The 24,857-nt window shown below is 34.8% G+C and carries 25 protein-coding genes; 10 read left to right on the top strand and 15 right to left on the bottom strand.

The genetic code is table 11. The annotated features are described in order from the left end of the window. Positions 1-194 precede the first annotated feature (194 nt). The 3 genes from LPB89_RS14060 to LPB89_RS14050 all read right to left on the bottom strand — a co-directional run bounded on the left by LPB89_RS14060 (position 195) and on the right by LPB89_RS14050 (position 2,645). Complete coding sequence (locus tag LPB89_RS14060) at positions 195-1,148, bottom strand: transketolase family protein (protein WP_230702393.1); 954 nt, start codon at positions 1,146-1,148, stop codon at positions 195-197. Between the two features lie 73 nt (positions 1,149-1,221). After that, a complete protein-coding gene (locus LPB89_RS14055) occupies positions 1,222-2,073 on the bottom strand; it encodes a transketolase (RefSeq protein ID WP_154339353.1) in 852 nt (283 codons plus the stop codon). Between the two features lie 254 nt (positions 2,074-2,327). Then, complete coding sequence (locus LPB89_RS14050; protein WP_230702392.1) at positions 2,328-2,645, bottom strand: hypothetical protein; 318 nt, start codon at positions 2,643-2,645, stop codon at positions 2,328-2,330. A gap of 540 nt (positions 2,646-3,185) precedes the next feature. Here LPB89_RS14050 and tgt point away from each other — a divergent pair. From tgt to LPB89_RS14000, 10 genes are all read left to right on the top strand, one after another. Continuing rightward, positions 3,186-4,316 carry a tRNA guanosine(34) transglycosylase Tgt gene (gene tgt / locus LPB89_RS14045; RefSeq protein ID WP_007807692.1) on the top strand — a complete coding sequence of 377 codons (1,131 nt, stop codon included), beginning with the start codon at positions 3,186-3,188 and terminating at the stop codon, positions 4,314-4,316. 90 nt (positions 4,317-4,406) lie between these two features. Continuing rightward, positions 4,407-5,495 carry an LptF/LptG family permease gene (locus LPB89_RS14040; RefSeq protein WP_230702391.1) on the top strand — a complete coding sequence of 363 codons (1,089 nt, stop codon included), beginning with the start codon at positions 4,407-4,409 and terminating at the stop codon, positions 5,493-5,495. Beyond that, positions 5,482-6,369 (top strand): DMT family transporter, encoded by an 888-nt coding sequence (locus LPB89_RS14035; protein WP_230702390.1) that lies wholly within the window; start codon positions 5,482-5,484, stop codon positions 6,367-6,369. The genes LPB89_RS14040 and LPB89_RS14035 overlap by 14 nt, the downstream gene beginning before the upstream one ends. Before the next feature lie 112 nt (positions 6,370-6,481). After that, on the top strand, positions 6,482-7,435 hold the full coding sequence (locus LPB89_RS14030; RefSeq protein ID WP_132038316.1) for an acetyl-CoA carboxylase carboxyltransferase subunit alpha: 954 nt from the start codon (positions 6,482-6,484) through the stop codon (positions 7,433-7,435). Between the two features lie 140 nt (positions 7,436-7,575). Beyond that, on the top strand, positions 7,576-9,120 hold the full coding sequence (gene dnaB, locus LPB89_RS14025; RefSeq protein WP_132038315.1) for a replicative DNA helicase: 1,545 nt from the start codon (positions 7,576-7,578) through the stop codon (positions 9,118-9,120). A 134-nt stretch (positions 9,121-9,254) separates the two neighbouring features. Continuing rightward, entirely contained in the window at positions 9,255-9,638 is a 384-nt protein-coding gene (locus LPB89_RS14020) for a hypothetical protein (RefSeq protein ID WP_230702389.1), read from the top strand. 182 nt (positions 9,639-9,820) lie between these two features. Next, positions 9,821-10,270, top strand: coding sequence for a hypothetical protein (locus LPB89_RS14015; RefSeq protein WP_230702388.1), 450 nt, complete (start codon positions 9,821-9,823; stop codon positions 10,268-10,270). Positions 10,271-10,329: 59 nt separating this feature from the next. Beyond that, positions 10,330-11,121, top strand: a complete 792-nt coding sequence (locus LPB89_RS14010) for a sensor histidine kinase (protein WP_230702387.1) — start codon at positions 10,330-10,332, stop codon at positions 11,119-11,121. A gap of 112 nt (positions 11,122-11,233) precedes the next feature. Next, on the top strand, positions 11,234-11,899 hold the full coding sequence (locus tag LPB89_RS14005) for a response regulator transcription factor (RefSeq protein WP_230702386.1): 666 nt from the start codon (positions 11,234-11,236) through the stop codon (positions 11,897-11,899). Between the two features lie 319 nt (positions 11,900-12,218). Next, on the top strand, positions 12,219-13,481 hold the full coding sequence (locus LPB89_RS14000; protein WP_230702385.1) for an asparagine synthetase B: 1,263 nt from the start codon (positions 12,219-12,221) through the stop codon (positions 13,479-13,481). A gap of 1 nt (position 13,482) precedes the next feature. On the opposite strand, the gene LPB89_RS13995 is transcribed toward LPB89_RS14000, so the two are convergent. From LPB89_RS13995 to thrS, 12 genes are all read right to left on the bottom strand, one after another. Continuing rightward, positions 13,483-14,286 (bottom strand): endonuclease/exonuclease/phosphatase family protein, encoded by an 804-nt coding sequence (locus tag LPB89_RS13995; RefSeq protein WP_230702384.1) that lies wholly within the window; start codon positions 14,284-14,286, stop codon positions 13,483-13,485. An 83-nt stretch (positions 14,287-14,369) separates the two neighbouring features. Next, positions 14,370-14,624 carry a hypothetical protein gene (locus tag LPB89_RS13990; RefSeq protein ID WP_230702383.1) on the bottom strand — a complete coding sequence of 85 codons (255 nt, stop codon included), beginning with the start codon at positions 14,622-14,624 and terminating at the stop codon, positions 14,370-14,372. 79 nt (positions 14,625-14,703) lie between these two features. Beyond that, positions 14,704-15,372: a response regulator gene (locus LPB89_RS13985; protein ID WP_230702382.1), complete on the bottom strand. Its 669-nt coding sequence runs from the start codon at positions 15,370-15,372 to the stop codon at positions 14,704-14,706. A 12-nt stretch (positions 15,373-15,384) separates the two neighbouring features. Further along, positions 15,385-17,157: a tetratricopeptide repeat-containing sensor histidine kinase gene (locus tag LPB89_RS13980; RefSeq protein WP_230702381.1), complete on the bottom strand. Its 1,773-nt coding sequence runs from the start codon at positions 17,155-17,157 to the stop codon at positions 15,385-15,387. Continuing rightward, the gene (locus LPB89_RS13975; RefSeq protein WP_230702380.1) at positions 17,157-18,881 is read right to left on the bottom strand and encodes an ATP-binding protein; all 1,725 of its coding nucleotides are present in this window, start codon (positions 18,879-18,881) and stop codon (positions 17,157-17,159) included. Before LPB89_RS13975 ends, LPB89_RS13980 begins: the two co-directional genes overlap by 1 nt. Positions 18,882-19,048: 167 nt before the next feature. Continuing rightward, positions 19,049-19,483, bottom strand: a complete 435-nt coding sequence (locus tag LPB89_RS13970; protein WP_230702379.1) for a carboxymuconolactone decarboxylase family protein — start codon at positions 19,481-19,483, stop codon at positions 19,049-19,051. Positions 19,484-19,562: 79 nt separating this feature from the next. Next, positions 19,563-20,135, bottom strand: a complete 573-nt coding sequence (locus LPB89_RS13965) for a Crp/Fnr family transcriptional regulator (protein ID WP_230702378.1) — start codon at positions 20,133-20,135, stop codon at positions 19,563-19,565. A gap of 48 nt (positions 20,136-20,183) precedes the next feature. Then, complete coding sequence (locus LPB89_RS13960; RefSeq protein WP_230702377.1) at positions 20,184-21,008, bottom strand: hypothetical protein; 825 nt, start codon at positions 21,006-21,008, stop codon at positions 20,184-20,186. A gap of 125 nt (positions 21,009-21,133) precedes the next feature. Next, the gene (rplT, locus tag LPB89_RS13955; protein WP_007810721.1) at positions 21,134-21,478 is read right to left on the bottom strand and encodes a 50S ribosomal protein L20; all 345 of its coding nucleotides are present in this window, start codon (positions 21,476-21,478) and stop codon (positions 21,134-21,136) included. Between the two features lie 102 nt (positions 21,479-21,580). Beyond that, positions 21,581-21,778 carry a 50S ribosomal protein L35 gene (rpmI, locus tag LPB89_RS13950; RefSeq protein ID WP_007810722.1) on the bottom strand — a complete coding sequence of 66 codons (198 nt, stop codon included), beginning with the start codon at positions 21,776-21,778 and terminating at the stop codon, positions 21,581-21,583. A gap of 99 nt (positions 21,779-21,877) precedes the next feature. Then, on the bottom strand, positions 21,878-22,429 hold the full coding sequence (infC, locus tag LPB89_RS13945; protein ID WP_081491471.1) for a translation initiation factor IF-3: 552 nt from the start codon (positions 22,427-22,429) through the stop codon (positions 21,878-21,880). A gap of 22 nt (positions 22,430-22,451) precedes the next feature. Continuing rightward, the gene (gene thrS / locus LPB89_RS13940; protein ID WP_230702376.1) at positions 22,452-24,398 is read right to left on the bottom strand and encodes a threonine--tRNA ligase; all 1,947 of its coding nucleotides are present in this window, start codon (positions 24,396-24,398) and stop codon (positions 22,452-22,454) included. Positions 24,399-24,857 lie beyond the last annotated feature (459 nt).

The raw sequence follows: 24,857 nt of genomic DNA, 5'->3' as shown, positions 1-24,857 counted from the left end.
TCCAGCTAAAGCAGGAGGCTATTGAGAAGCCTTAAAATTAGGGTTTCCAGTCAATGCACAGCTCTGTTTTTCATAAGCCTTCGACTTCGCTCAGGGTGACAATTTGGGTTTTGAGCGTGGTTTGTTTATTTCGTTATATAAAAAAACCCCGAAATCACTTTCGAGGTTTTGTATGTAAGTAAGAAAAATTTAAATTATTTTCTTTTAATAACTCTTTCTACAGCTTCAACAATCGCCTGATTGTTCAGTTTGTATTTGTCCATCAATTGCTCAGGAGTTCCGGATTCACCAAAACTATCGTTTACGGCAACAAATTCTTGCGGAGCAGGAGTATTCAAAGCCATTACTCTTGAAATGCTTTCTCCAAGGCCTCCAAGAATGTTGTGCTCTTCAGCGGTTACCACACATTTTGTTTTGGCAAGAGACTTTAGAATCGCTTCTTCATCAAGTGGTTTAATTGTATGGATGTTGATTACTTCAGCAGAAATCCCTTTTGCTTCCAAAGCTTCGGCAGCAATAAGCGCTTCCCAAACTAAATGTCCTGTTGCTACAATAGTAACATCGGTACCTTCGTTTAATAAAATTGCTTTTCCGATTACGAAAGGCTCATCCGCAGGAGTAAAATTAGGTACAACCGGACGTCCAAAACGCAAATACGCAGGACCATGGTGATCTGCCAATGCAAGAGTAGCTGCTTTGGTCTGATTGTAATCGCAAGTATTGATTACAGTCATTCCCGGTAGCATTTTCATTAAACCAATATCTTCAAGGATTTGGTGCGTTGCTCCGTCTTCACCAAGTGTTAATCCGGCGTGAGAGGCACAAATTTTTACGTTTTTATCCGAGTAAGCCACAGACTGACGAATCTGATCGTAAACCCTCCCCGTAGAGAAATTAGCGAAAGTTCCTGTAAATGGAATTTTTCCACCAATGGTTAAACCTGCCGCAATACCAATCATATTGGCTTCTGCAATACCAATCTGGAAAAAACGTTCCGGATGGTTTTTCTTGAAATCATCAAATTTTAATGAACCAATTAAATCGGCACATAAGGCAACAACATTTTCATTTTTCTCACCTAATTCAGTCATTCCCGCTCCAAAGCCTGAACGGGTATCTTTACTTCCTGTATTTGTATATTTTTTCATTTTTGTTTTTTTGCTGTACGCAATAGGCTGTAGGCAATAGGCATAAAGCTTACTGCTTAAGGCTTATGGTTTTTTAATAATCGATTTGATCTGCAGAATAGTTTTGAGCCAATGCATTTGCCAATTGCTCATCGTTTGGCGCTTTTCCGTGCCATGCGTGAGTGTGCATCATAAAGTCAACTCCGTTACCCATTTCAGTATATAATAAAATACAAACAGGTTTTCCTTTTCCGGTTCTTGATTTTGCATCATTCAGACCTGCAAGGATGGCATCGATATTGTTTCCTTCTTTAATTTCAAGAACGTCCCAGTCAAAAGCTTCAAATTTCGCACGGATACTTCCCATAGGTAAAACCTGATCGGTTGTTCCGTCAATTTGTTTTCCGTTAAGGTCAATAGTTGAAATGATATTATCTACTTTTTTAGCAGAAGCATACATGATCGCTTCCCAGTTTTGACCTTCCTGTAATTCACCATCACCGTGAAGACTGTAAACGATATGATTGTCTCCGTTTAATTTTTTCGCCTGAGCTGCCCCAAGAGCGACAGATAAACCTTGTCCTAATGAGCCTGAAGCTATACGAACACCAGGTAATCCTTCGTGAGTTGTCGGATGCCCTTGTAAGCGGGAATTTAATAATCTAAACGTAGCTAATTCTGAAACAGGGAAATAACCGCTTCGGGCTAAAACGCTATAAAAAACTGGAGAAATATGCCCGTTGGAAAGGAAAAAAAGATCTTCTCCGATTCCGTCCATATCAAAACCTTCTTTGCGGTCCATGATGTTTTGGTACAAAGTAACCAAAAATTCTGTGCAACCTAGTGATCCACCCGGGTGGCCTGAGTTTACAGCATGTACCATACGAAGGATATCTCTTCTTACTTGGATAGTTAAATCGCTTAATTGTTGTGTGTTAGGCTTCATTTTATGTGTAAAAGTTAAACTAACGCAAAAGTAATTGTTATTTTGCGGGGAGACAAATGATTTTTTGCTTTAGTTTGTCAGAATTGTTAAATTTTGCTTATTTTTTTATTGATCTTAGAAAAACAATAAAGTATTGTTGTGTGCTATAAACGTTTTGCCACAGATTATAAGGATTCAAGTGATTTTAAAAAAAAACTATGTAATCCTTATAATCTGTGGCAAAAAAAGCGGTTAATTTAGTATGATGAATAATTTTAATTCGTATCGCTTTCGCTGTAATAATTATTTTCTTCATCTTCAGATCCGATTTCTTCCTGTGTGTCATCCAGTTCAGAACCAGGAACATCAAGATCTTCTCCGGTTTTGTCCTCTTTATCGATGTCAAATGAATTTTCATTCCATTCTCCTTCTTTTTCGTCAATGGTCTTGCCATTGGTAATATGATCCGGATCGATGTCTTTTAGCTTTTCCTCATTATTATAGATGTCTTCTGATGCCGGATAATCCAGTTGCTCCAGGTTTTTTTCAATCTGATTTTCTTTTATGGCGTCTTTCTCTTCTGAATTTATCATGATTTCTATGTTTTAAATTAAATTTTCTTTTTTACTAAATTAAACAATCAATCCTCTGTTTCTGTTACACTTTTATTGTCCGGATATTGTACCTTTTACATTATTTTGACTTCATTATTTTGGGCGTTCCCCAAGGGTCGGGCTATCCGCTATATCTTTTGTTCCGGAAAAATCATTGTCAACTAAGACCGGACCTGTGTCACAAAAGGATGCCGCTGCTATCCCTAACGCAGATGCAGTCGGGTTATTCCGATCTGAGACAATTATCTCATTTTCTAATTAACAAATTATCTAATTAGAAAGCCAGGTTTAAAGCCCATCAAACTCATTATCCAATTTTCTAATTGACAAATTTTCTAATTAAAAAGATTGGAAGACAATAAAAGTCATTATCTAATTTTCTAATTGACAAATTATCTAATTAAAAAACCAGGTTTGCAGCCCATCAAAATCATTATCTAATTTTCTAATTGACTAATTCTCTAATTACTTAGATTTTCCTCAAATTAAACTATCTTTGCCGACTGAAAAAAGAAACAGATGAAGTTTGATTTATTACAAAAAGATCCGCAATCAAAAGCGAGAGCGGGGAGTATTACTACAGATCACGGCGTAATTGAAACGCCTATTTTTATGCCTGTCGGAACAGTTGCTTCTGTAAAAGGAGTGCATCAGCGTGAATTGAAAGAAGATATCAATCCGGACATTATTCTTGGAAATACCTATCACCTATATTTACGTCCGCAAACCGAAATTCTCGAAAAGGCGGGAGGACTGCATAAATTTATGAACTGGGACCGTAATATTTTGACGGATTCGGGCGGGTATCAGGTATATTCACTTTCGAATAACAGAAAAATTAAGGAAGAAGGGGTAAAATTTAAATCCCATATCGATGGTTCGTACCACTTTTTTACACCTGAAAATGTAATGGAAATTCAGCGTACCATCGGAGCCGATATTATCATGGCTTTTGATGAGTGCACCCCTTATCCGTGTGATTACAGATATGCACAGCGTTCGATGCACATGACGCACCGTTGGCTGGATCGCTGTATCAGTCATTTAGATAAAGTTCCTTATAAATACGGATATGAGCAAACTTTTTTTCCAATTGTTCAGGGAAGTACCTATAAAGATTTACGTCGTCAGTCTGCAGAATATATTGCGAATTCCGGTCAGCAGGGAAATGCGATCGGAGGTTTGTCAGTAGGGGAGCCTGCTGAAGAAATGTACGCAATGACCGAAGTAGTCTGCGAAATTTTACCGGAAGACAAACCCCGTTACCTGATGGGAGTTGGAACTCCGATTAATATTTTGGAAAATATCGCTTTAGGAATCGATATGTTCGATTGCGTAATGCCAACGCGTAATGCCAGAAATGGTATGTTGTTTACGTCAAACGGAACCATTAATATTAAAAATAAAAAGTGGGAAGCTGATTTTTCCCCAATCGATGAAATGGGACATACCTTTGTGGATACAGAATATACAAAGGCTTACCTGCGTCACTTGTTTGCTGCTAATGAATATTTAGGAAAGCAAATTGCAACGATTCATAATCTTGGTTTCTATATGTGGTTGGTTCGTGAGGCCAGAAAACATATCTTAGCAGGGGATTTCAGACCATGGAAAGAAATGATGGTTAAAAACATGAGTCAACGACTGTAAAAAATTTCAGGTTATTTTTGTTTCAGGTTTCAGGTTCTCTCCAACAGAACGTGAAACCTGAAACATGAAACAAGAAAAACAAAAAAATCTATGCTAACAATAATAGATAAGTATATATTAAAAAGATATTTAGCCACTTTTTCGGTGATGATCATGTTGTTTATTCCAATCGGAATTGTAATCGACGTTTCTGAAAAGGTGAATAAGATGTTGGAGAACAAGATTCCATTTATGGATATCGCGATCTACTATTATAACTTTACCATTTATTTTGCGAACTCCTTATTTCCGATATTTTTGTTTTTATCGGTAATCTGGTTTACTTCAAAACTGGCGAATAACACAGAAATCATTGCTATTCTGAGTTCAGGAATTTCATTTACACGATTTTTGAGACCTTATATCATTGGGGCCAGTATTATTTCGGTTTTTGTGTTATTAATGGGTTTTTTCATTGTTCCTGCTGCCAGTGAGGGGTTTAATAATTTTAGGTATACGTATCTGAAAGGAAACGGAAAACAGCTGATGCGGGGTGAAAACACCAATGTGTACCGACAAATTAATGACAATGATTTTATCTTCGTGAATAGTTTCAATGAAGAGTCGAAGACGGCCTTTAATTTTTCTTTAGAACATTTTGAAAAGGATAAGCTGAAGTATAAAATTACCGCAAGCCGCATCAAATGGGATCCGAAGAAAAAAATATATGTCCTTTACGATTATACGAAAAGAACAGTCAATGACTTAAATGATGTAATTGAAAAGGTTCCTGAAAAAAATATGGCCTTTAAATTTGAGTTAGAAGATTTAACTCCTGTGGTTTATATTGCTGAAACTTTAAGTTTAGGGAAACTTTATAAATTTATTGAAAAAGAAAGAAAAAGAGGGTCAGGGAATATTAATACCTATTTGGTGGTACTGTACAAAAAATACAGTGTTCCGGTTTCTGCTTTTATCCTGACTATTATTGCCGTTGCCGTTTCTTCAATGAAACGTCGTGGAGGTATGGGAACAAATCTGGCAATCGGAATCGCAATTGCTTTTTCTTTTGTCTTTTTTGATAAAATATTTGGTACTCTTGCCGAAAAATCTACTTTCTCACCTTTATTAGCCGTGTGGTTCCCGAATATTGTTTTTGGAATTCTGGCCGTTTACCTATTACGCAATGCGAAACGATAATTTAAAAAGTTACTTAAATCTTCATTTAATTGTTTTTATCTGGGGATTTACAGCCATTTTGGGCGCTTTAATTACCATCGATGCTGAAAATCTGGTGTGGTACAGAATGCTTCTTGCCGGTATTTTTCTGGGTATTTTTATTGTTTACAAGAAACAATCTTTTAAAGTTCCCGTGAAAGAATTTTTCAAGCTTATTTTTGTAGGTCTCCTGATTGCTTTACACTGGATTTTCTTTTTTAAAGCCATTCATATTTCCAATGTTTCGATCACACTCTCCATCTTTTCACTGGGGGCATTTTTCGCTTCTTTGCTGGAACCCATATTTTATGGACGAAAAATCCTGTGGTACGAAGTTTTCTTCGGACTTATCATTATCGGAGGTTTAGGACTGATCCTTCAAGTGGAAATAAAATACCTGCAAGGCGTTTATTTTGCATTGGCTTCCATTATTCTGGGGGTATTGTTTACGCTTATGAATGGAAAATTAATAGCAGACCACGAGCCATCGGTAATTACTTTTTATGAGTTTGGAGCCGGTGTTTTTTTTATCTCTGTTTATTTTTTATTTCAGGGAAAATTTAAGGCGGATTTCTTTTCAATGTCATTAAACAATTGGGGTTTGCTCCTGGTGCTGGCATCAGTTTGTACGGCCTATGCTTTTACGGCTTCTGTAAAAGTAATGCAGCGTTTAACGCCATATACGGTTATGCTAACCACTAATTTAGAGCCTGTTTACGGGATTATTCTCGCGTATTTCATTCTTGGCGGAAAAGAAAAAATGAGCACGGAATTTTATATCGGTGCGGTAATAATTGTCATTACAGTTATTTTAAACGGCGTCTTTAAACATTATCAAAATAAGAAAAAAGTGTAATATTTACCTTATTTTTAAATTGCATTTTTATATATTAAACAACATTTAATTCTGCCAATGATATAATATTTTTATATTTGCGGTTCGATTTACAAACAAAATTCAAAAATCCATGGAATATTTAGATTTTGAGCTTCCAATAAAAGAACTTGAAGAACAATTAGAAAAGTGTGTTATAATTGGAAAAGAATCTGACGTTGATGTTACGCCAACTTGTAAGGAAATCAACAAGAAATTAGAACAAACCAAGAAAGAAATATATAAAAACCTTACGGCCTGGCAACGTGTACAATTGTCAAGACATCCGAACAGGCCTTATACTTTAGACTATATCAGGGCTATTTGTGGTGACACTTTTTTAGAACTTCATGGCGACAGAGGTTTTAAAGACGATAAAGCCATGGTTGGTGGTTTAGGAAAAGTAAACGGACAATCTTTTATGATTGTGGGCCAGCAAAAAGGATATAATACAAAAACACGTCAATACCGTAATTTCGGTATGGCCAATCCTGAAGGATACCGTAAAGCGTTGCGTTTGATGAAAATGGCGGAGAAATTCGGTATTCCGGTTTTAACTCTTGTAGATACTCCTGGTGCTTATCCGGGACTTGAAGCTGAAGAAAGAGGACAGGGAGAAGCTATTGCAAGAAACATTTTCGAAATGGTTCGTCTAAAAGTGCCAATCATTACCATTATTGTGGGTGAAGGTGCTTCGGGAGGGGCTTTGGGAATAGGTGTAGGAGATAAAGTATATATGTTGGAAAACACCTGGTACTCGGTAATTTCACCGGAATCCTGTTCTTCCATTTTATGGAAAAGCTGGGAGTACAAAGAACGTGCAGCTGATGCTTTAAAACTGACATCATCCGACATGAAAAGACAAAAATTAGTAGATGATGTAATTCCGGAACCACTGGGAGGAGCGCACTATGATCGCGAAACTACTTTCAAGACAGTAGCGGAATATATTACCAAAGGTTATAACGAATTGAAAGACTTATCAACAGCCGATTTAATTGCCCAGAGAATGGACAAATATAGTAAAATGGGCGAGTATAAAGAGTAAATTCTTACAAATTATCTAAAAATCCGAAGCCTCGCCGTTTCGGATTTTTTTTTGGTTATGAACAAAAAAAACATATTTATAAACAATTAATAGTTATAACTCAATAGCATTTTTTTTTTAAATTTTGCTACTTTCGCTATATGGAAAATTTCAAGAATGTAAATCCTGTAAAGGTCGATAAAACCACAATTATTAATTTAGAAAGAGGAAAATTGCCTCCGCAAGTACTTGATTTAGAAGAAGCTGTACTTGGGGCCATGATGATTGATAAGAAAGGGGTAGATGATGTAATTGATATTTTGCAGGCTGATGCTTTTTATAAAGATGCACACAAATTTATTTTTGAAGCAATCGTTCAGCTTTTTACCGAAACACAGCCAATTGACTTGTTAACCGTTTCTACCCAGCTTAAAAAAAATGGAAAATTAGAACTGGCTGGCGGTGATTTTTATTTAATTCAGCTTACACAAAAAATAGCGTCTTCCGCGCACATCGAATTTCACTCCCGTATTATTCTTCAAAAGTTTATTCAGAGAAGTTTGATCCGCATTTCGACTGAAATTATCGAAGACTCCTATGATGAAACAACAGACGTATTTGATTTGCTGGATAAAGCCGAATCAAAACTCTATGAAGTAACACAGGGAAATATTAAACGTAGTTCCGAAACTGCGCAGAGTTTAGTACTTCAGGCCAAAAAACGTATTGAAGAAATTGCAAAACAAGAAGGTCTGAGCGGGGTTGAAACCGGTTTTACGAACTTAGACAAGCTGACTTCCGGATGGCAGCCGAGTGATTTAATTATTATTGCGGCGAGACCGGCGATGGGAAAAACCGCCTTTGTACTTTCGATGGCCAGAAATATGGCGATTGATTTCGGACATCCGGTAGCATTGTTCTCTTTGGAGATGGCATCCGTTCAGTTAATCACCAGGTTAATCTCATCAGAAACAGGTTTGTCGTCAGAAAAATTACGTACGGGTAAATTGGAACCCCATGAATGGGAGATGCTGAGTACCAAAGTTAAAAACTTAGAAAAAGCACCATTGTTTATTGATGATACGCCTTCGCTTTCTATTTTTGATTTAAGAGCAAAATGCCGTCGTCTGGTTTCCCAGCACGGGATTAAAATCATCATTGTCGATTATTTGCAATTGATGACTGCCGGAGGGAATAGTAAAGGAGGAGGAAATCGTGAGCAGGAGATTTCTACAATTTCCCGAAATTTAAAGGCTCTGGCAAAAGAACTAAACGTTCCGGTAATTGCACTTTCGCAGCTGTCGCGTGCCGTTGAGACACGTGGTTCCAGTAAACGTCCGTTACTATCGGATCTTCGTGAATCCGGAGCGATTGAGCAGGATGCCGATATTGTTTCGTTTTTATACCGACCTGAATATTACAAAATTGACGAATGGGATGATGACGAGGCTTCACCAACCACAGGTCAGGCAGAGATAATGATTGCGAAACACCGTAATGGTGGTATTGAAAACGTTCGATTGAAATTTATAGGACATCTTGGAAAATTTGATAACCTTGATGATTTTTCAGGTAATTATGACGATTTGCCTTCTAAGATGAATCATGAGGAAAATCCGTTTATAACCAAAAATCTGCCTTCGGCCAATGAAGCCTTTGGCAGTAATCTAAATGATGACGATGACGATAGTGATGTTCCGTTTTAAGAAAATGTAAAGCCTTATTTTAAGGCTTTTTTTTTATGTCTTATTGTGAATTTTCTTAATATAATTCTGTAGTTTAGCAATGCAATTCGTAAAATAATTGCATATTAACTTGTAACCAAAAACAAAATTATATTATGTTAGAAAACGAGAATTTAGGAAGTGTTGAAATTCCTTTGGCTGAAGGTCAGGTATGGGCTGAAAAATACAGAAAATCATCTGGTCTTGAAGAAGATGGTAAAAACAAAGTGGACGCCTATCTAATTCCATTAGAAACTTTGAGACAAGTACTGGATCAGGATATCGATGCGGTACGTGCTTACAAAGGAATTAACAATGCAGGTCAGCAGGTTTTAATGTTTGTGGGTACAAAACTAGATACTAAAACGGGTATTTACAAAGATGTATTCAAAACAGGATCTGCCGCTAAAGGTAGTACAACTGACGGTGGAGGTGTTGTTTATAATATGACACAGCCATGTCCTCCAAATGGGGATCCTTCAAGTCCTATGAATCCTTAAAAATGTATCAATTAATTGCAAATACAGGTTATTTTTTTTTAATACTTAACCTTATTTTATATATTATAGGCTTTTCCAAATTTGGAAAGGCCTATAAAATTTTTACTGCTTACCTTGCATTATTAGTTGTTGTACAGCTTATTTGTGTCATTTTGCTTTACTGTAAAAAAGTAAACCTCTTTATGTCTCATTTTTACTTCGTCGGACAGTTAATAGTATTGGCAGTATTCTATTTTTTACTGGTGAAAGATGTCTTGAAAAAGAAAATAATCCTGACCGGAACTTGTGCCGGATTAGTGGTTTTAGCCGTTCAGTACTTCTTTGATCCAGGTATGTTTTTTAAGTTTAACTTATTAGAAATTACTATCACCTCTTTATTGGTCGTGTTTTTTGCACTTTTGCATTTGTACGACATGCTTACGGAGAAAAAAGAGTACTACTATATTACAATTGGAATCATTATTTATTTACTGGCAAGCACAATTTTGTTTTTAGTAGGTAACCTGACAATTGGATTAAGCGAAAATCTGAAGTTTCTAAGCTGGACATTAAATGCTGTTTTAGTTTTAGTAAATCAGTTATTTGTTTTGTACGAATGGAAAAAAAGTTTTTATAAAAAGACGATTTCTTAATTTTAAATTGTACTTATGTGTAATTGGTTTTGTTATCAAAGTGAAATAAACAGGTTTATATGAGTATGAATTCAATTCCTGAAAAAGAGATTGTTGCTATCATACTGTACACATCTCTTTTTTTTATGGTTATGGCAATTGCCCTCGTCATCTTTTTCTATTTTTCAAGAAAAAAAATCATCCAGAAAGAACTGGAAAAGAAAGATTTGGTCTTGCAGTATCAAAAGGAACAGTTGCATGCCATTATTGTCACCCAGGAAGAAGAACGAAAACGTATTGCTCAGGATCTGCATGATGACATCAGTTCTAAACTGAATATTGTGTCCTTAAACAGTCACTTACTGACCGCTCCGGACTTAACTGAGAAAGAAACTTTTGAAATTACAGAGAACATTATCAATCTCACAACAAAGGCTTTAGAGAATTCCAGAAAAATTGCGCATAATTTGTTACCGCCCGTTTTTGAGAAATTTGGACTTCATGCTGCTGTTGAAGAACTATGTGAAGAGTTCGAAAGTTCTAAAGCGGTAAAGGTCTATTATAAAAATGAAATTGATTTTGATGACAAGGATATTGATCGCCATCTGCATGTTTTCAGAATCCTGCAGGAATTAATGAACAATTCCATAAGGCACGGAAAAGCCAGCGAAATCTGGATTGCCTTCAGCAATGATCATCAGGTTAAAATCTGTAATTATAAAGATAACGGACTAGGTTTTGATATGGAAGAATTAGAAAACCAAAAAGGACTTGGTATGAAAAATATAGACAGCCGAGTATCTTTTCTGGAGGGGACAATCCAAATAAATTCACAATCAGGCAATGGTATTGCTGTAATGTTTACTTTTTAAAGTAGAATTTAAGACAAAAGTCAAATTTTTACTAATAAACAAAGGTGTTTTTCTTTTTTTTCAAAGCATATTTTGTAATTTCGGCAGAATAAACGACCAAAACCAAATAAAAATGAGCGGTGCTATTAAAATTGCTTTAGTCGATGACGAAATTTTATTTCGGAAAGGAATTTCTTTTTTACTTCAAAGAGAAGAAAATATCGAAATTATTTTTGAAGCTTCCAACGGAGAAGAACTCATTTCCCGCTTGGAAGACAATGAAATAAAACCGGATATTATTATCATGGATTTGAAAATGCCTGTTCTCAATGGAGTCGAAGCCACAAAAATTATCCGGAAAGTTTATCCGGACATAAAAATAATAGCTTTAACAAGTTACGATACAAAATCGTTCGTTGCCAATATGATTCAGGTTGGAGCTGTTGCTTATCTCATAAAAAATACCACTCCAAAAGATTTAATCCACACTATTAATGAGGTATCCCGCAAAGGGTTTTATTACAGTCAGACTGTTTTAAAAACGATTCAGGATACCATCATTTCCTCAAAAAATAATAAATGTAATTTAGAAACCGGGTTTCTGTCGCCTCGTGAAATAGAAATTCTTCAGCTTATTTGCCAGCAAAAAACAACTTCTGAAATTGCTGATCAGCTTTTTTTAAGTCCAAGGACCGTCGAAGGGCACCGTAATAATTTATTGCTAAAAACGGAGTCCAGGAATATTGCCGGATTAGTGGTGTATGCAATTCAAAATGAAATAGCCGTTTTGACAATTTAAGTTTAACTGGCTAAAAATTGAATAGATAAAACATAATACACGATTATCGTCAGGACAAGTACGCAAATACCTATTTTTTGTAATAATTTTAATCCCTTTGGTTGATTGGACTTCATGGTTAGATTTTTCATTGATTTATATTAATTGGTTATTTTGTACACAAATTTAGTAAGAAAGGAGTGTCAGTTTATAGGTGTTTTTACGTGTTTTTGCATTTTTTCTGGCTTTTTTCTGATTTTATTAATCCGGCTTCAATAAAACAACTATGCAATTGTGTTTTTTAATCCTTCCTTTATATCTTTACTAAAATAATTTTCTGATGCATAAAGGATTCATTTATATTTTCATATTTCTATTATCAGTAACATCCGCCAAAGCCTCATTTATATTAGTGCCAATGGATGAAACTACACAACAGAATCATCTTAAAGCCTACGGAATTACCTATTGGTGCTTAAGTAAAGATTATAAAGCCAGCTGGCTGCTGAATTATCGCGGAGGTTCATTTTTATTGCCCGATGCAGAGGAAATTAGAAAGGAATGTAAAATCAGGGGAGTTAGTTTTGAAATAATTTCAGATAGTGAAGAAGCCTCTATTTTAAATGATATTTCAAGTCCTTCACAGAATATGGAATCCGTAGTTCTTGAAAAAGCACCGAAAATTGCCGTTTATACACCAAAAGGAAAACAGCCTTGGGATGATGCCGTAACGCTGGTTTTAACTTATGCCGAAATACCTTTTACACCCATTTATGATGAAGAAGTTTTGAGTGATCAATTGCTTCTTTACGACTGGCTGCATTTGCATCATGAAGATTTCACGGGTCAGTATGGTAAATTTTATGCTGCTTATAAAAATACACCCTGGTATATTGACCAAAAAAAGGATGCCGAAGCACTGGCAGCTAAATTAGGCTATGCCAAAGTATCGCAGGAAAAGGGTGCAGTTGCCAAAAAAATCAGGGATTTTGTCGTAGGGGGAGGATTCATGTTTGCCATGTGTTCTGCAACAGATAGTTTTGATATTGCACTGGCTGCAGACGGAGTGGATATTTGCGAAGCCATGTTTGACGGCGATGCAAGTGAATCCAATTATCAGTCTAAATTAAATTATGCCAATTCTTTTGCGTTTAAAAACTTTACCTTAGAAAGAAAACCGGAAGTATATGAGTTTTCAGATATCGATATGACTTCTAAACGAAAAATTCAAATGGAAAAAGACTATTTTTCCCTCATGGAATTTTCAGCAAAATGGGACCCTATTCCAAGTATGTTATGCCAAAATCACACCCAATTGGTAAAAGGGTTCATGGGACAGACCACCTCTTTCGATTCCGCATTAATAAAATCGAATGTATTGGTAATGGGTGTTTGTGAACTTAATGGAGAGTCCAGGTACATTCATGGAGAAAAAGGAAAAGGAATGTTTACGTTTTTCGGTGGCCATGATCCGGAAGATTTCCAGCATCAGGTAGGGGATCCTCCAACCGTTTTAGATTTACATCCAAATTCTCCGGGTTACAGGTTAATATTAAATAATGTATTGTTCCCTGCTGCCAGAAAGAAAAAGCTTAAAACGTAATTTATTTAATTGAAAATTCAAACCAGATCGGAATGTGATCCGATATTTTTCGCGCTTCCTGTAAGGAATTAAATTTTTTATAGAAGGGATTTATTCCTGAATTGACCAGCGATAAAGAAGTTGTTCTGTAAAATATGTTGTCAAATTCTGATGCCAGACAATTTTCACCGATACATTTTTGTTTTAAAGTCGTTTTTTGATTTTGAAAAACAGGAGCATAACCCATTTTTTTCAACGGATTAAAAACAGTATGCGATTGAGGGCAATTGTAGTCCCCGATAAAAATTAAGTTTAGGTTCGGATATTCTTGTGGGAGAAATTTGAAAAACTTTATTTCTGTTTCAGGCTGTTTGCTTTTTGTAATGGCGTGGAAAGTAACCAGCGTAATTGTTTTTTTACCCACTTCAAAACTCGCAAAATAAGGTTCACGATCAATTTCGAGCGTATATTTTTTTTCCAGCCAGGCGTTTCCTTTTATACATGCTTTACTGGTTTTCCATATAAAGGCATATCGTTCTTTTTTATAGCTGCTGCCACTAGTAGGATCACTTACACGATAATCCCATTTAGAACCTTTTTTATTCAAAATTCCAACAAGGCTGGCAACTGCCTGGGCACCACCATAACCTGCTACGACTTCCTGAATGGTGATAATGTCATATTCGCGGAGCGTGCCTGCGATAAAATTTAACTGGGCTTCATTTTTTGATTTCCCAAAGTTTTCTATGTTCCAGGACAAGACTTTGACCTGAGAAAAAGACTGAAAAGTAAAGAATAGAATAAAAAGGCTTAGGATATTTTTCATGCAGTATGTAAAGGATCAAATATACGCATTTCAAAATTTTTCACTTCCATTTTAAGAATCAATGGTTTTTAAAGCCAGTATTTTTAATGTTTCTTATATCTGTTTTTTAAGGCAGTACTTATAATGATTATTTGCAAAACCAGTAATGTTGGAATAAAAATAATATTCCAGTCAACTTCAATCCATCCTGTTTTTTCAGATATGAAAGCGAAACTGATGGAAAGAAAAAGACAGAGTAACATAGCTTTGATCACAATTTTATTTTTAGACGTATTAATTCTGGAAATAATTTTACGGCTTTTATTGTTCTCTAAATTAATTATGGATTTTGGTTTCATCTGTTTTTTAATAGATTCTACACAAATTTAAAGCTATAAAAACAATTTTCCTTACGGGAAACCGTAACGGAATTAAAAACTAAATCAATCCAAAGTCCTTGGCAATGGCAATTAAATGAACATTGTTGTTGGCCTTAAAGTATATTTTTAGTTTATTAATTCGTTTTTCGATACTGCTTGTGCCATTCGGAGTTATTGAAGCAGCTTTAAATTCGTTTGAGATATTTTCTAAGGTATAGCCTTTAGCCAGAAGATTTAAGATGGAGATATCGTAAGATTCAATTTCAATTAAGGCTTTGTCATTAAAACTAAAGGATAAATCAGACGATAGTATTTTCTCCTCATTTTTAAAAGTCCGCTCCACGGCAGTTTTCAATTCATCAATACTATTTCGTCCTTTGGAGACGTAGGCATTAATTTTTAAATCATTAAAAAGAGATTTGATGCGATAAGATTTGTCTTCTATCGAAAATATAATTTTTTTTATGGATGGCTGTGCTTCATTTACGGCTGCTATAAGTTCTTCTCCCGAAGAAAGTGTTGTTTTCCTGTGATCTGATTTGAATGATAAATCACTTATTATAAGATCGTAGGGATTTTTCTCGGTCATTCCTTTTTTTATTTTTAATAACGCGTCATCACAATATTTTACGTGATCAATTACGGGGATGTTCAGATCTTCAAGAACCTGGACAATTCCAATGCTTATACTATCTAAATCTTCTGCAACTAAAACCTTTTTGAACATACTACTGTTTTTTTATATAGAAAAAGTAAAACTTAATTTAAATCCACTTCGGGAAGAAGTGTCAAAAATAATAGTTCCATTGATAGTTTTTATACGGCTTTCCACATTTTGTAGTCCATTTTTTAAAATAAATGCATTTTTTGTAAGCCCAACCCCATTATCAGTATAGTTTACGGATAAAATTTTATTATTTATCTTGAAAGTGATACTTGCGAGCGTTGCCTCGCTATGCATTTTCATATTGGTAAATAACTCCAGAATCACTCTGTAAAGAATTATTTTTTTGTTCTTATCAACGTTGTTCCAGGCAATTGTATCCAGACCATTTAATAAAATGTTTACATTCGGGGTTTTAAATCCGGCGATCATTTCTTTTAGTACCAAAACGTAATTTTCGTCTGTGACAATATGACTGTTCTCTTTTGAAATATTTCTGGTGCGGGAATATACAATTTCCAAATTGTTTAATAATAGTTCTTTATTTTTCGGTTTTTCAAGATCTTCGATTTTCGCAAAAGAAATAGTGTCATAAATAGTATTGGAAAGTTCTTTTTTTAGTTTCTCCGAAATTCGTATTTCACTGTTGTAAATAGCTTCGTTCTTTTCTCTGTTTCCTTTGATGCGGAAATGAAAAAACAGAAATGATATCAATACAAGGATGCAGGAAATAATTATATAAGAGATTATATTTCGGTTCTTTTGGCGTTCTAATTGTAATTCATTTTCTGCCTGTAGCGTTTTTAGCTGTAAATTCTCTGCCTTGTCCAGTTTTGAATCATATTTAATCTGGGCAAATTGATTTTTTGCTTTTAATCTGACCTCCCTGATACTATCGGTAAGATGTATGTATTCAAGAACATATTTTTTCAGATCTTCCCCGCTGCTGCAATGTACTAGTACGCTTAAAAAACTGATTCTTTTTGTTGGGAATTTATCTTTAATCGATATCTCATATGCTAATTTAGCATGTTGCTGAGCAAGTTTCGGATTGGTTTTTAAATAATAAAATGAAATAAATCTGTGATTGAACATCACACCTTCCTGATCATTTATCTGAAGATTAATTTTTAAGCTTTCATTAAAACATTGTAAGGCCTTCGGGTTATTCGTTTTATAATAGCAATACCCGAGATTATTCAACTCTATGGCATGGTTTCTTTTGCTGAAATCTAAATTGTTTTTGTCAACATAGTTTTTTTGAACCAGGGGAAAATATATTTTTATAGCTTCATCATATTTTTCCTGATCCGTGTAAACACCTGCTATATTGCTGAGTGTCTGATTCTTTTTTAATATAGAAAGAGTATGTTTTAATGCCATTTTATTATACAAAAGGGCATTTTTTAAATCGTAAGTATTGTGATAATTTTTAGCCATAACGGTATATACATACCATTTATACCGGGGCCTTGTTGTTTTGTTTAGATACGGCATGGTCTTAGTCAGCAAATATTCACTTTTGATATAGTCACCTTCAAGCTGCAGCATTTCAGACATACAGGCTAAAGAATAAACATATTCATCCGGATTTTTTGTCGGTTCACTGAGCGACAAGGCTTTATTGAAGTAATAAAAAGCACTGTCTCTTTTATTAGTATCAAAGAAAAAATCTGCCGTATCTATAATTTTTTTAATCGCAGCAGTATGATCTTTTTGTTTGTATAGAATATGATTTTCTCTCCGGCAGGAATGAACAGATGAAATAACGAGTAAAAACACCGCTATTTTGGCCAGAAAATATCTGGCGGAAATTTGTTTGAGAAAAGGATTTATAGTGTTTTTCATTAGACTAACGGGAATTTAATAAACACTTTAAAACCTTTTTCCGGATTTGATTCAATAGCAATACTTCCTTTTGCAGCGGAGATTCGGTTTTCTACATTATAGAGTCCATTCTTCACTACTATTTTTTTGAGGTCAATACCCTGTCCATTATCAGTATAATCAATTGATATGTTATTATTGTTTTCCTTGAAAGTAAGAATAACTAAGGTTGCTTTACTGTGTTTTTTCATATTTACCAGTAATTCCTGTACAGTCCTGTAGATATTTATCTTTTGGATTTTTTCAATTTCATTCCATCGAATAGCGTCTAAACCATTTAGTAACAGCTTACTTTTTGGGGTGTGAAATCCCGAAATCATTTGTTTCAATGAAATTAAATAATCTTTGTCGGTATTGATTGGGCATTTTTCCTTTGAGATGTCTCCGCTTCGGGAATAGATAGTATTCAGGTTATCTAACAATTGTTTTTTGTTTCCAGGTGTAGAGAGGTCTGTATTTTCTGCAAAAACCATGGCATGGTAAACATCATTGGCGAGCTCGTCATGTAATTTTTTCGAGATCCTGGTCTCACTATGATAAGTTGCCTTTATTTTTTCGCGATTAGCTCTGGATTTTAGATAAAAATAGAGAATAATTATAAAGACCAAAGCGACTAAAATAATCACATAAGAAATAATATTTCGCGTTTCCTGTCTTGCTAACTGCAGCTCATTTTTAATTTTTTGAGATTTTAATTTTAAGTTTTCCTCTTTTTCTTTTTTAGAATCATATTTAATTCTTGCAAATAGATTTTTTGCTTTTTGTTTTATTTCGAAAACACTGTCTGTTAAGGCAACATATAAAATTGAATTTCTTTTTAATCTGGTATCGGAACTATTTTTTATAAGAAGCGCAAGAGTCTTTAATCGATTGTCAATGCAATTGGTGATAGTGTATTTTTTGTAACTCAGATTGGCATATTTTAGAGATAAAACCGGATTGCTTTTTTGATAATATTCGGCAAGATAATAATACGTTTTACCCAATTCAGAATCATTTTTCAGCTTAGATTTTATGGCTAAGCTTTTGGTATAGAAGGACAGGGCCATTTTATTTTCCAGTTTAAAATAACAAAAGCCAATTTTATCAAGTATTTTAGAGTAGTATTCCGGATTCTGCTGAAGAGTTCTGTTCAGACTTAAAGAGAGTAATATCTCTAAAGCCTCATTGTATTTCCGCTCTTTGATAAAGACAGAGGCAATGTTGTTTTTTGCTTTTAGTTTTCTGGTCTCATCTGTTTTTAGGCGCAATGCCTTTTTAAAAGAATATAGGGCACAATCATAATTGTAAAGATTGATGTAATTATTACCGGAAATGGTATGAACATTCCACTTATAAATTGCGTTTTTACTACTGCTTAAGAATGGTAAAGCCTCTTTTACTGTGTTTTCACTTCCAATAAAGTCGTCCTGATTGTGTTGTATATCTGCCATATTCCATATGCAGTAGATATAATCATCGGTATTATTTCCCGGATTGCAATTTATTTTGGCTTTGTTATAATAGTAAAAAGCACTGTCAAATTGTTTAGCAGTATTAAAATGATCGGCAGTCGCGATAAGTTTTCGGACTTCGGTTTTGCTTTTTGTTTCTTTTGGAATGAAAATACCTTTCTTTTGACACGAAGAAAAGACAAGGAGAGTAAAAAATATGTAAAGGTAAACTAGTATTTTTTGTGGTATCATTGCGCCAAAAATAGAAAATTCTATAAATTGACAACACGTAGAAATACGGTATTTTGAATATTCTTTAAAATTAAAATGATCAGATTCTCATATACAGGTACATACGAATAAACCCTCGAAGACGAGGGTTTGCATTTGTGCTTTTTTTGTAAAATTTATCTTTAAAATTATACAGCTCTCATACCGGTAGCAATTCCGATTCGGTTCCAGGCATTGATCGTAATGATCATCATAATTATCTCAGCAAGTGATTTTTCATCAAAATATTTTGCAGCATGCTCATACGTTTCTTCAGAGACATGATGGCTTATTAAGGTCACTTCTTCAGTCAGTGCTAAAATTGCTTTTTCTTCTTCCGTATAGACATCAGCTTCACGCCATGCACTTAATAAATAAATGCGTTGTTCAGATACACCTAATTTTCGTGCATCTGCAGTGTGCATGTTAATACAGTACGCACATCCATTTACTTGCGATGCTCTAATTTTGATGAATTCCTTGTGAACAGGACTTAATGATGTTGTAGCAATGTATTTTTCTAAACTTAACATGGCCTGATAAGCTTCAGGAGCTACTTTGGGAATAACGATTCTTGGTTTCATTTTACTTGTTTTTTAAAGTTTGATACAAAGTTCATTTATATCTGCTTTTTAAAACTTGAACTACTTCAAGAAATTCCGGTTAGACTTTCCCCGCTCTGATTTTACTCATAAACTCCGCCGAAAAATCTAAATAGGAGGCAAGCATGTATTGAGGAACGCGTTGTACAAATTCAGGGAACAGGTTATTGATATGATGGTATCTTTCTTCAGCAGACATCGTGAACAAAAACTTGATTCGCATTTGAGCTGCCCCGAATGATTTCTGTGAAACAACCCTAAAGTACCGCTCCAGTTTTGGAATCTGAATAAGAATAGACTCAAGAATTGGCTTTTCAACTGCGATAACTTCACAGTTTTCTACAGCCTGAATGTAGAAGTGGGAAGGAGTGTGGTTGTGATAACTTAAATAGTCTGTAATCCACCAGTTTTCTATGCCAAATTGAAGGGTCTGCTCAGTTCCCTTGGAATTGATAATATATTGCCTCATACATCCTTTAACGATAAAATAAAGAGTATTACAGGTTTGGCCTTCCTGCAATACATGTTCCTTCTTTTTAATTTTAGACAAACTTAAGCACGATTCTAAAGTGTCAATTTCTGAAGGTTCTAATGTGACAAATTTTTCAATATGGTCAATAAGTGGTTTGTGCATAAAGTAAAGTTTTGCTCCTGTGCAAATGTACTTTTTAAATTCAGAAGGTTAAATAATTTCATTATAGAAGTTAATCTTAAAAGAGCTGTTTACTTTTACACCGCTTGAGACAGCAGCTTTCCATTTTGCATTCTCAATAAAAGAAATAAGTTGATTAACGATTTCAGTATTAAATTTTTGATTTTCCGGATTTTCAAATTCAATATTTATCCTGATATCAGAGACTTTATCATCTCTATTTATTATAAACATAGTTTTCGCGATAAAATCTCTTTTATCTGTTAGATGTATAAAACCAGCAGGAAATTTGAAATTGGAAAAAAAATCTTTTTGAATTTGAATTTTCTGATCAAGGAAATCTGCAGCTTTTGGGTATATCATGCAGTAGGCATCTACCTCATTCGGGTAGTCAAAAATGTCATTGATCCTGCTTATTACATACAAGCTGTCAGCTGTTTGTTCTATTTTCCGGGTGAATTGATAGCCATATTTTATATCAAGTAATTCATTAGATGCCTTGTAATAGCAATTCGTAATTGCCGGATATTTTTCATTAGCAGTTTCCATCCAAAAAGAGGCTATTTCCAATTCTTTTGATGTTGAAAACTGGATTCCTTTTTTCTCAAGTAATTCGCTTAAAAATGGGAAATGTCTTTTATGATTGCTATCCGGATATCCTTCGGGTTCGATATAGTAAAAAACTTCTTTTGATTTGAAATCTGTTTTGGCTCTTTCAATTTCACTAGCACAATTTAAATCCCGTTTGTCTATTATTCCAATTATTGTACTGATAGCGTTCTTTGTAAGCGTCTGCGCTTGGGCTGCTATAGCCAGACAGTGAATTAAAACTAAAATAAGAAATGATTTTTTCATAGGACAAAGTTATCTTTTATCTAATTGAATTAATGTAAAAAATAGCTGTAAAACAAAAAACCATTCGCGTTAACGAATGGTTTTTCTATGATAAGTAAGTAATCTAAATTGAGTTTATAAAACGTTTATTTTACTTTATTAAGTATTGCTTTGAAAGCTTCAGGGTGGTTCATCGCTAAATCTGCAAGAACCTTACGGTTCAATTCGATTCCGTTAGCTTTAACTTTACCCATGAATTGAGAATAAGACATTCCTTCTAATCTGGCTCCGGCGTTGATACGTTGAATCCATAAAGCACGGAAATTTCTTTTGTTTTGTTTTCTATCGCGGTAAGCGTAGCACATTGCTTTCTCTACTGCATTCTTAGCAACTGTCCAAACGTTTTTACGTCTACCAAAGAAACCTTTGGCTTGCTTCATTATTTTTTTTCTTCTTGCTCTTTTAGCAACTGAATTTACCGATCTTGGCATAATTTTAATGTGTTTTTGTAGCAGGCGTCCTGAATTAAATCAAAGGAACTTAATGGCCATACTCCAAGGTTATATTTAAATGATTTTTAACCTAAAGAATTATTAGATAATTCTTAATTGTTGTTTGATGCTTTTCATATCTGTAGAGTGAACTAGCGCTGAGTGTGTCAAAGCTAATTTACGTTTTTTAGATTTTTTAGTCAAGATGTGACTTTTAAAAGCATGCTTTCTTTTAATCTTTCCAGAACCAGTAACTTTGAAACGTTTCTTGGCGCTAGATTTTGTTTTCATTTTAGGCATTTTTCCTAGTGTTTTAATTTATTCTTACTTACTTATTTCTTTGTTTCAAGTTTAAAGTTTCAGGTTTTAAAACTGAATACTGAAACTGCAAACTGAACACTATTTCTTTTTCTTCGGAGCAATGAACATAATCATTCTCTTTCCTTCTAACACAGGCATAGCTTCTACTTTACCATGCTCTTCTAAATCCGTTGCCAGACGCAGTAATAAAATCTGACCCTGATCTTTATAGATGATCGAACGTCCTTTAAAGAAAACGAATGCTTTTAGTTTAGCACCTTCTTTCAGGAACTTTTCAGCATTCTTTCTTTTGAATTCGTAATCATGCTCATCCGTTTGAGGACCAAATCTGATTTCTTTTACTACAACTTGTGTAGACTTAGCTTTTAATACCTTATCACGTTTCTTTTGTTCGTAAACAAATTTCTTGTAATCCATGATTTTACAAACCGGCGGCTCAGCATTTGGCGAAATTTCAACCAAATCCAATTCAAATTGATCCGCTAAACGTAAAGCCTCTGCAAGTTTAAATACACCTGGTTCGATGTTTTCACCTACTAGTCTTACTTCTTGCACACCGCGAATAAGGTTATTTATTCTGTGTGCATCCTTTTTTTCTACTCGAGGTTGGTAACCTCTGTTGCTTCTTATTGCTATGACTTTATAATTTAAGTTAAACTGTAAAAACTTTTAATGTCTTTTTTATTTCTTCGTTTACAATAGCGACAAATTCATCAATTGTAACTGTAATATTCCCTTTTCCTTCCTGACCGTGACGACGAATTGAAATTGTTCCGTTTTTCTCTTCTTCCTCACCTACAATAAGCATAAAAGGTAATTTCTGCATCTCTGCATCTCTGATTTTCTTACCAATTGTCTCGCTTCTGTTGTCAATTAGGGCGCGAATTTCGTGATTTTCTAGCAAATCTAAAACTTTTTTAGCATATATTTCATATTTCTCGCTCAAAGACAAGATAATAGCCTGCTCAGGCATTAGCCAAAGTGGGAAATTTCCTGCGGTATGTTCCAGTAAAATTGCAATAAATCTTTCCATTGATCCAAATGGAGCTCTGTGAATCATAACAGGGCGATGTAATTCATTATCAGCACCTTTATAGGTTAACTCAAAACGCTCAGGAAGGTTGTAATCCACCTGAATTGTCCCTAATTGCCATTGTCTTCCCAAAGCATCTTTAACCATAAAATCAAGCTTCGGACCGTAAAATGCTGCTTCCCCATATTCAACAACAGTATTCAGTCCTTTATCGGCAGCAGCGTTGATAATTGCATTTTCAGCTTTTTCCCAGTTTTCGTCTGTACCAATGTATTTGTCTCGGTTTTCTTTATCTCTCAGCGAAATTTGAGCGGTAAAGTTTTCAAAACCTAACGATCCGAATACATATAATACCAGATCAATTACTTTTTTGAACTCTTCATCTAATTGCTCCGGAGTACAGAAAATATGCGCATCATCCTGAGTAAAACCTCTAACACGGGTTAAACCATGCAATTCACCGGATTGCTCATATCGGTACACAGTACCAAATTCAGCATAACGCTTTGGTAAATCTTTGTACGACCATGGTCTTACATTGTAAATCTCACAGTGATGAGGACAGTTCATTGGTTTCAGTAAAAACTCTTCCCCTTCAGCCGGAGTATTTATAGGCTGAAAACTATCAGCACCATATTTCGCATAGTGACCGGAAGTTACATAAAGTTCCTTTTGTCCAATATGCGGAGTAACCACTTGCTCATATCCTGCTTTCTTTTGGGCTTTCTTTAAAAATTGTTCTAATCGGTCTCTAAGAGCAGCACCTTTCGGTAACCATAAAGGTAAGCCGGCGCCAACCTTCTGAGAGAATGCAAACAATTCCAGTTCTTTTCCAAGTTTACGGTGATCACGACGTTTGGCTTCTTCAAGAAGTTCAAGATATTCAGTTAAGTCTTTTTGTTTAGGGAAAGAAGTTCCGTAAACACGAGTCAGCTGTTTGTTTTTCTCATCACCCCTCCAATAAGCACCTGCAACACTCATGATTTTAAAAGCTTTGATGATTCCGGTATTCGGAATATGTCCGCCTCTGCATAAATCAGTAAAAGTAGCGTGATCACAAAACGTAATAGTTCCGTCTTCAAGATTCGAAATCAATTCAGTTTTGTAAACGTTATCCTTATACATTGCTAAAGCATCAGCTTTGCTAACTGCACGCATTTTAAACTCATGTTTGCCTCTTGAAATCTCAAGGACACGATCTTCGATCTTTTTAAAGTCAGCATCAGTTATTTTCTGATCTTCAAAATCCACATCATAATAAAATCCGTTTGAAATTGCAGGTCCAAGAGTTAATTTAATTCCGGGATACAATTCTTCAAGGGCTTGCGCCATGACGTGCGAAGTCGAATGCCAGAAAGCTTTTTTTCCTTCTGCATCATTCCAGGTATATAATATAAGACTACCGTCGGTCGTCAATGGAGTTTCGGTTTCAATTGTTGTACCATTAAAAGATGCAGAAATCACATTTCTTGCAAATCCTTCGCTAATGCTTTTTGCAACCTCCATCGGAGTTACGCCTGAAGCAAACTCTCTAATTGACCCGTCGGGTAAAGTAATCTTAATCATTGTTTATAATTTTGTGAATGCAAATATAACGCATTACAAAAATACATACAATACATATCTACATGTTTATATTATAATATGTAAGAAGAATATAGATTGTCATATTATAACCCGTCTTGTCCTAATATAATAAGGATAAAACAATCCTATATATAAGGAATGATTTCATTTCTATAACCCGACAGGTTTCCAAAACCTGTCGGTTTGTTTTTTATACATTATATATAAGGTATACAGCAATTATCGTGTCCGTCTCAAAGAATTCGAAGTTTTTGGAATTTGGAATTTAATTAGGAGCTATTTCCCGCTGTACGCTCCAATCTTTTGCTTTTTGACATCAAAAAGCAAAAGGATTTCCACTTCCATCAGGGCTAGGCAGTAGTTTTCAAAAGGGATATTGCGTAAGAGAGAAACTTAGCGCCTCTGCGCCTTTGCGTGAGCTAACAAATCTGCGAGAAA

The sequence above is a fragment of the Flavobacterium sp. ENC genome, from assembly GCF_020991415.1.
Lineage (GTDB): Bacteria > Bacteroidota > Bacteroidia > Flavobacteriales > Flavobacteriaceae > Flavobacterium.
Note: the sequence above shows the minus strand (reverse complement) of the source record. Positions and strands in the feature narration are given on the sequence as shown.

Bases quoted from the DNA above. Each gene is read 5' to 3' on its own strand.
- LPB89_RS14060 (WP_230702393.1), bottom strand. From the start codon at position 1,148: ATGAAAAAATATACAAATACAGGAAGTAAAGATACCCGTTCAGGCTTT.
- LPB89_RS14055 (WP_154339353.1), bottom strand. From the start codon at position 2,073: ATGAAGCCTAACACACAACAATTAAGCGATTTAACTATCCAAGTAAGA.
- LPB89_RS14050 (WP_230702392.1), bottom strand. From the start codon at position 2,645: ATGATAAATTCAGAAGAGAAAGACGCCATAAAAGAAAATCAGATTGAA.
- tgt (WP_007807692.1), top strand. From the start codon at position 3,186: ATGAAGTTTGATTTATTACAAAAAGATCCGCAATCAAAAGCGAGAGCG.
- LPB89_RS14040 (WP_230702391.1), top strand. From the start codon at position 4,407: ATGCTAACAATAATAGATAAGTATATATTAAAAAGATATTTAGCCACT.
- LPB89_RS14035 (WP_230702390.1), top strand. From the start codon at position 5,482: ATGCGAAACGATAATTTAAAAAGTTACTTAAATCTTCATTTAATTGTT.
- LPB89_RS14030 (WP_132038316.1), top strand. From the start codon at position 6,482: ATGGAATATTTAGATTTTGAGCTTCCAATAAAAGAACTTGAAGAACAA.
- dnaB (WP_132038315.1), top strand. From the start codon at position 7,576: ATGGAAAATTTCAAGAATGTAAATCCTGTAAAGGTCGATAAAACCACA.
- LPB89_RS14020 (WP_230702389.1), top strand. From the start codon at position 9,255: ATGTTAGAAAACGAGAATTTAGGAAGTGTTGAAATTCCTTTGGCTGAA.
- LPB89_RS14015 (WP_230702388.1), top strand. From the start codon at position 9,821: ATGTCTCATTTTTACTTCGTCGGACAGTTAATAGTATTGGCAGTATTC.
- LPB89_RS14010 (WP_230702387.1), top strand. From the start codon at position 10,330: ATGAGTATGAATTCAATTCCTGAAAAAGAGATTGTTGCTATCATACTG.
- LPB89_RS14005 (WP_230702386.1), top strand. From the start codon at position 11,234: ATGAGCGGTGCTATTAAAATTGCTTTAGTCGATGACGAAATTTTATTT.
- LPB89_RS14000 (WP_230702385.1), top strand. From the start codon at position 12,219: ATGCATAAAGGATTCATTTATATTTTCATATTTCTATTATCAGTAACA.
- LPB89_RS13995 (WP_230702384.1), bottom strand. From the start codon at position 14,286: ATGAAAAATATCCTAAGCCTTTTTATTCTATTCTTTACTTTTCAGTCT.
- LPB89_RS13990 (WP_230702383.1), bottom strand. From the start codon at position 14,624: ATGAAACCAAAATCCATAATTAATTTAGAGAACAATAAAAGCCGTAAA.
- LPB89_RS13985 (WP_230702382.1), bottom strand. From the start codon at position 15,372: ATGTTCAAAAAGGTTTTAGTTGCAGAAGATTTAGATAGTATAAGCATT.
- LPB89_RS13980 (WP_230702381.1), bottom strand. From the start codon at position 17,157: ATGAAAAACACTATAAATCCTTTTCTCAAACAAATTTCCGCCAGATAT.
- LPB89_RS13975 (WP_230702380.1), bottom strand. From the start codon at position 18,881: ATGATACCACAAAAAATACTAGTTTACCTTTACATATTTTTTACTCTC.
- LPB89_RS13970 (WP_230702379.1), bottom strand. From the start codon at position 19,483: ATGAAACCAAGAATCGTTATTCCCAAAGTAGCTCCTGAAGCTTATCAG.
- LPB89_RS13965 (WP_230702378.1), bottom strand. From the start codon at position 20,135: ATGCACAAACCACTTATTGACCATATTGAAAAATTTGTCACATTAGAA.
- LPB89_RS13960 (WP_230702377.1), bottom strand. From the start codon at position 21,008: ATGAAAAAATCATTTCTTATTTTAGTTTTAATTCACTGTCTGGCTATA.
- rplT (WP_007810721.1), bottom strand. From the start codon at position 21,478: ATGCCAAGATCGGTAAATTCAGTTGCTAAAAGAGCAAGAAGAAAAAAA.
- rpmI (WP_007810722.1), bottom strand. From the start codon at position 21,778: ATGCCTAAAATGAAAACAAAATCTAGCGCCAAGAAACGTTTCAAAGTT.
- thrS (WP_230702376.1), bottom strand. From the start codon at position 24,398: ATGATTAAGATTACTTTACCCGACGGGTCAATTAGAGAGTTTGCTTCA.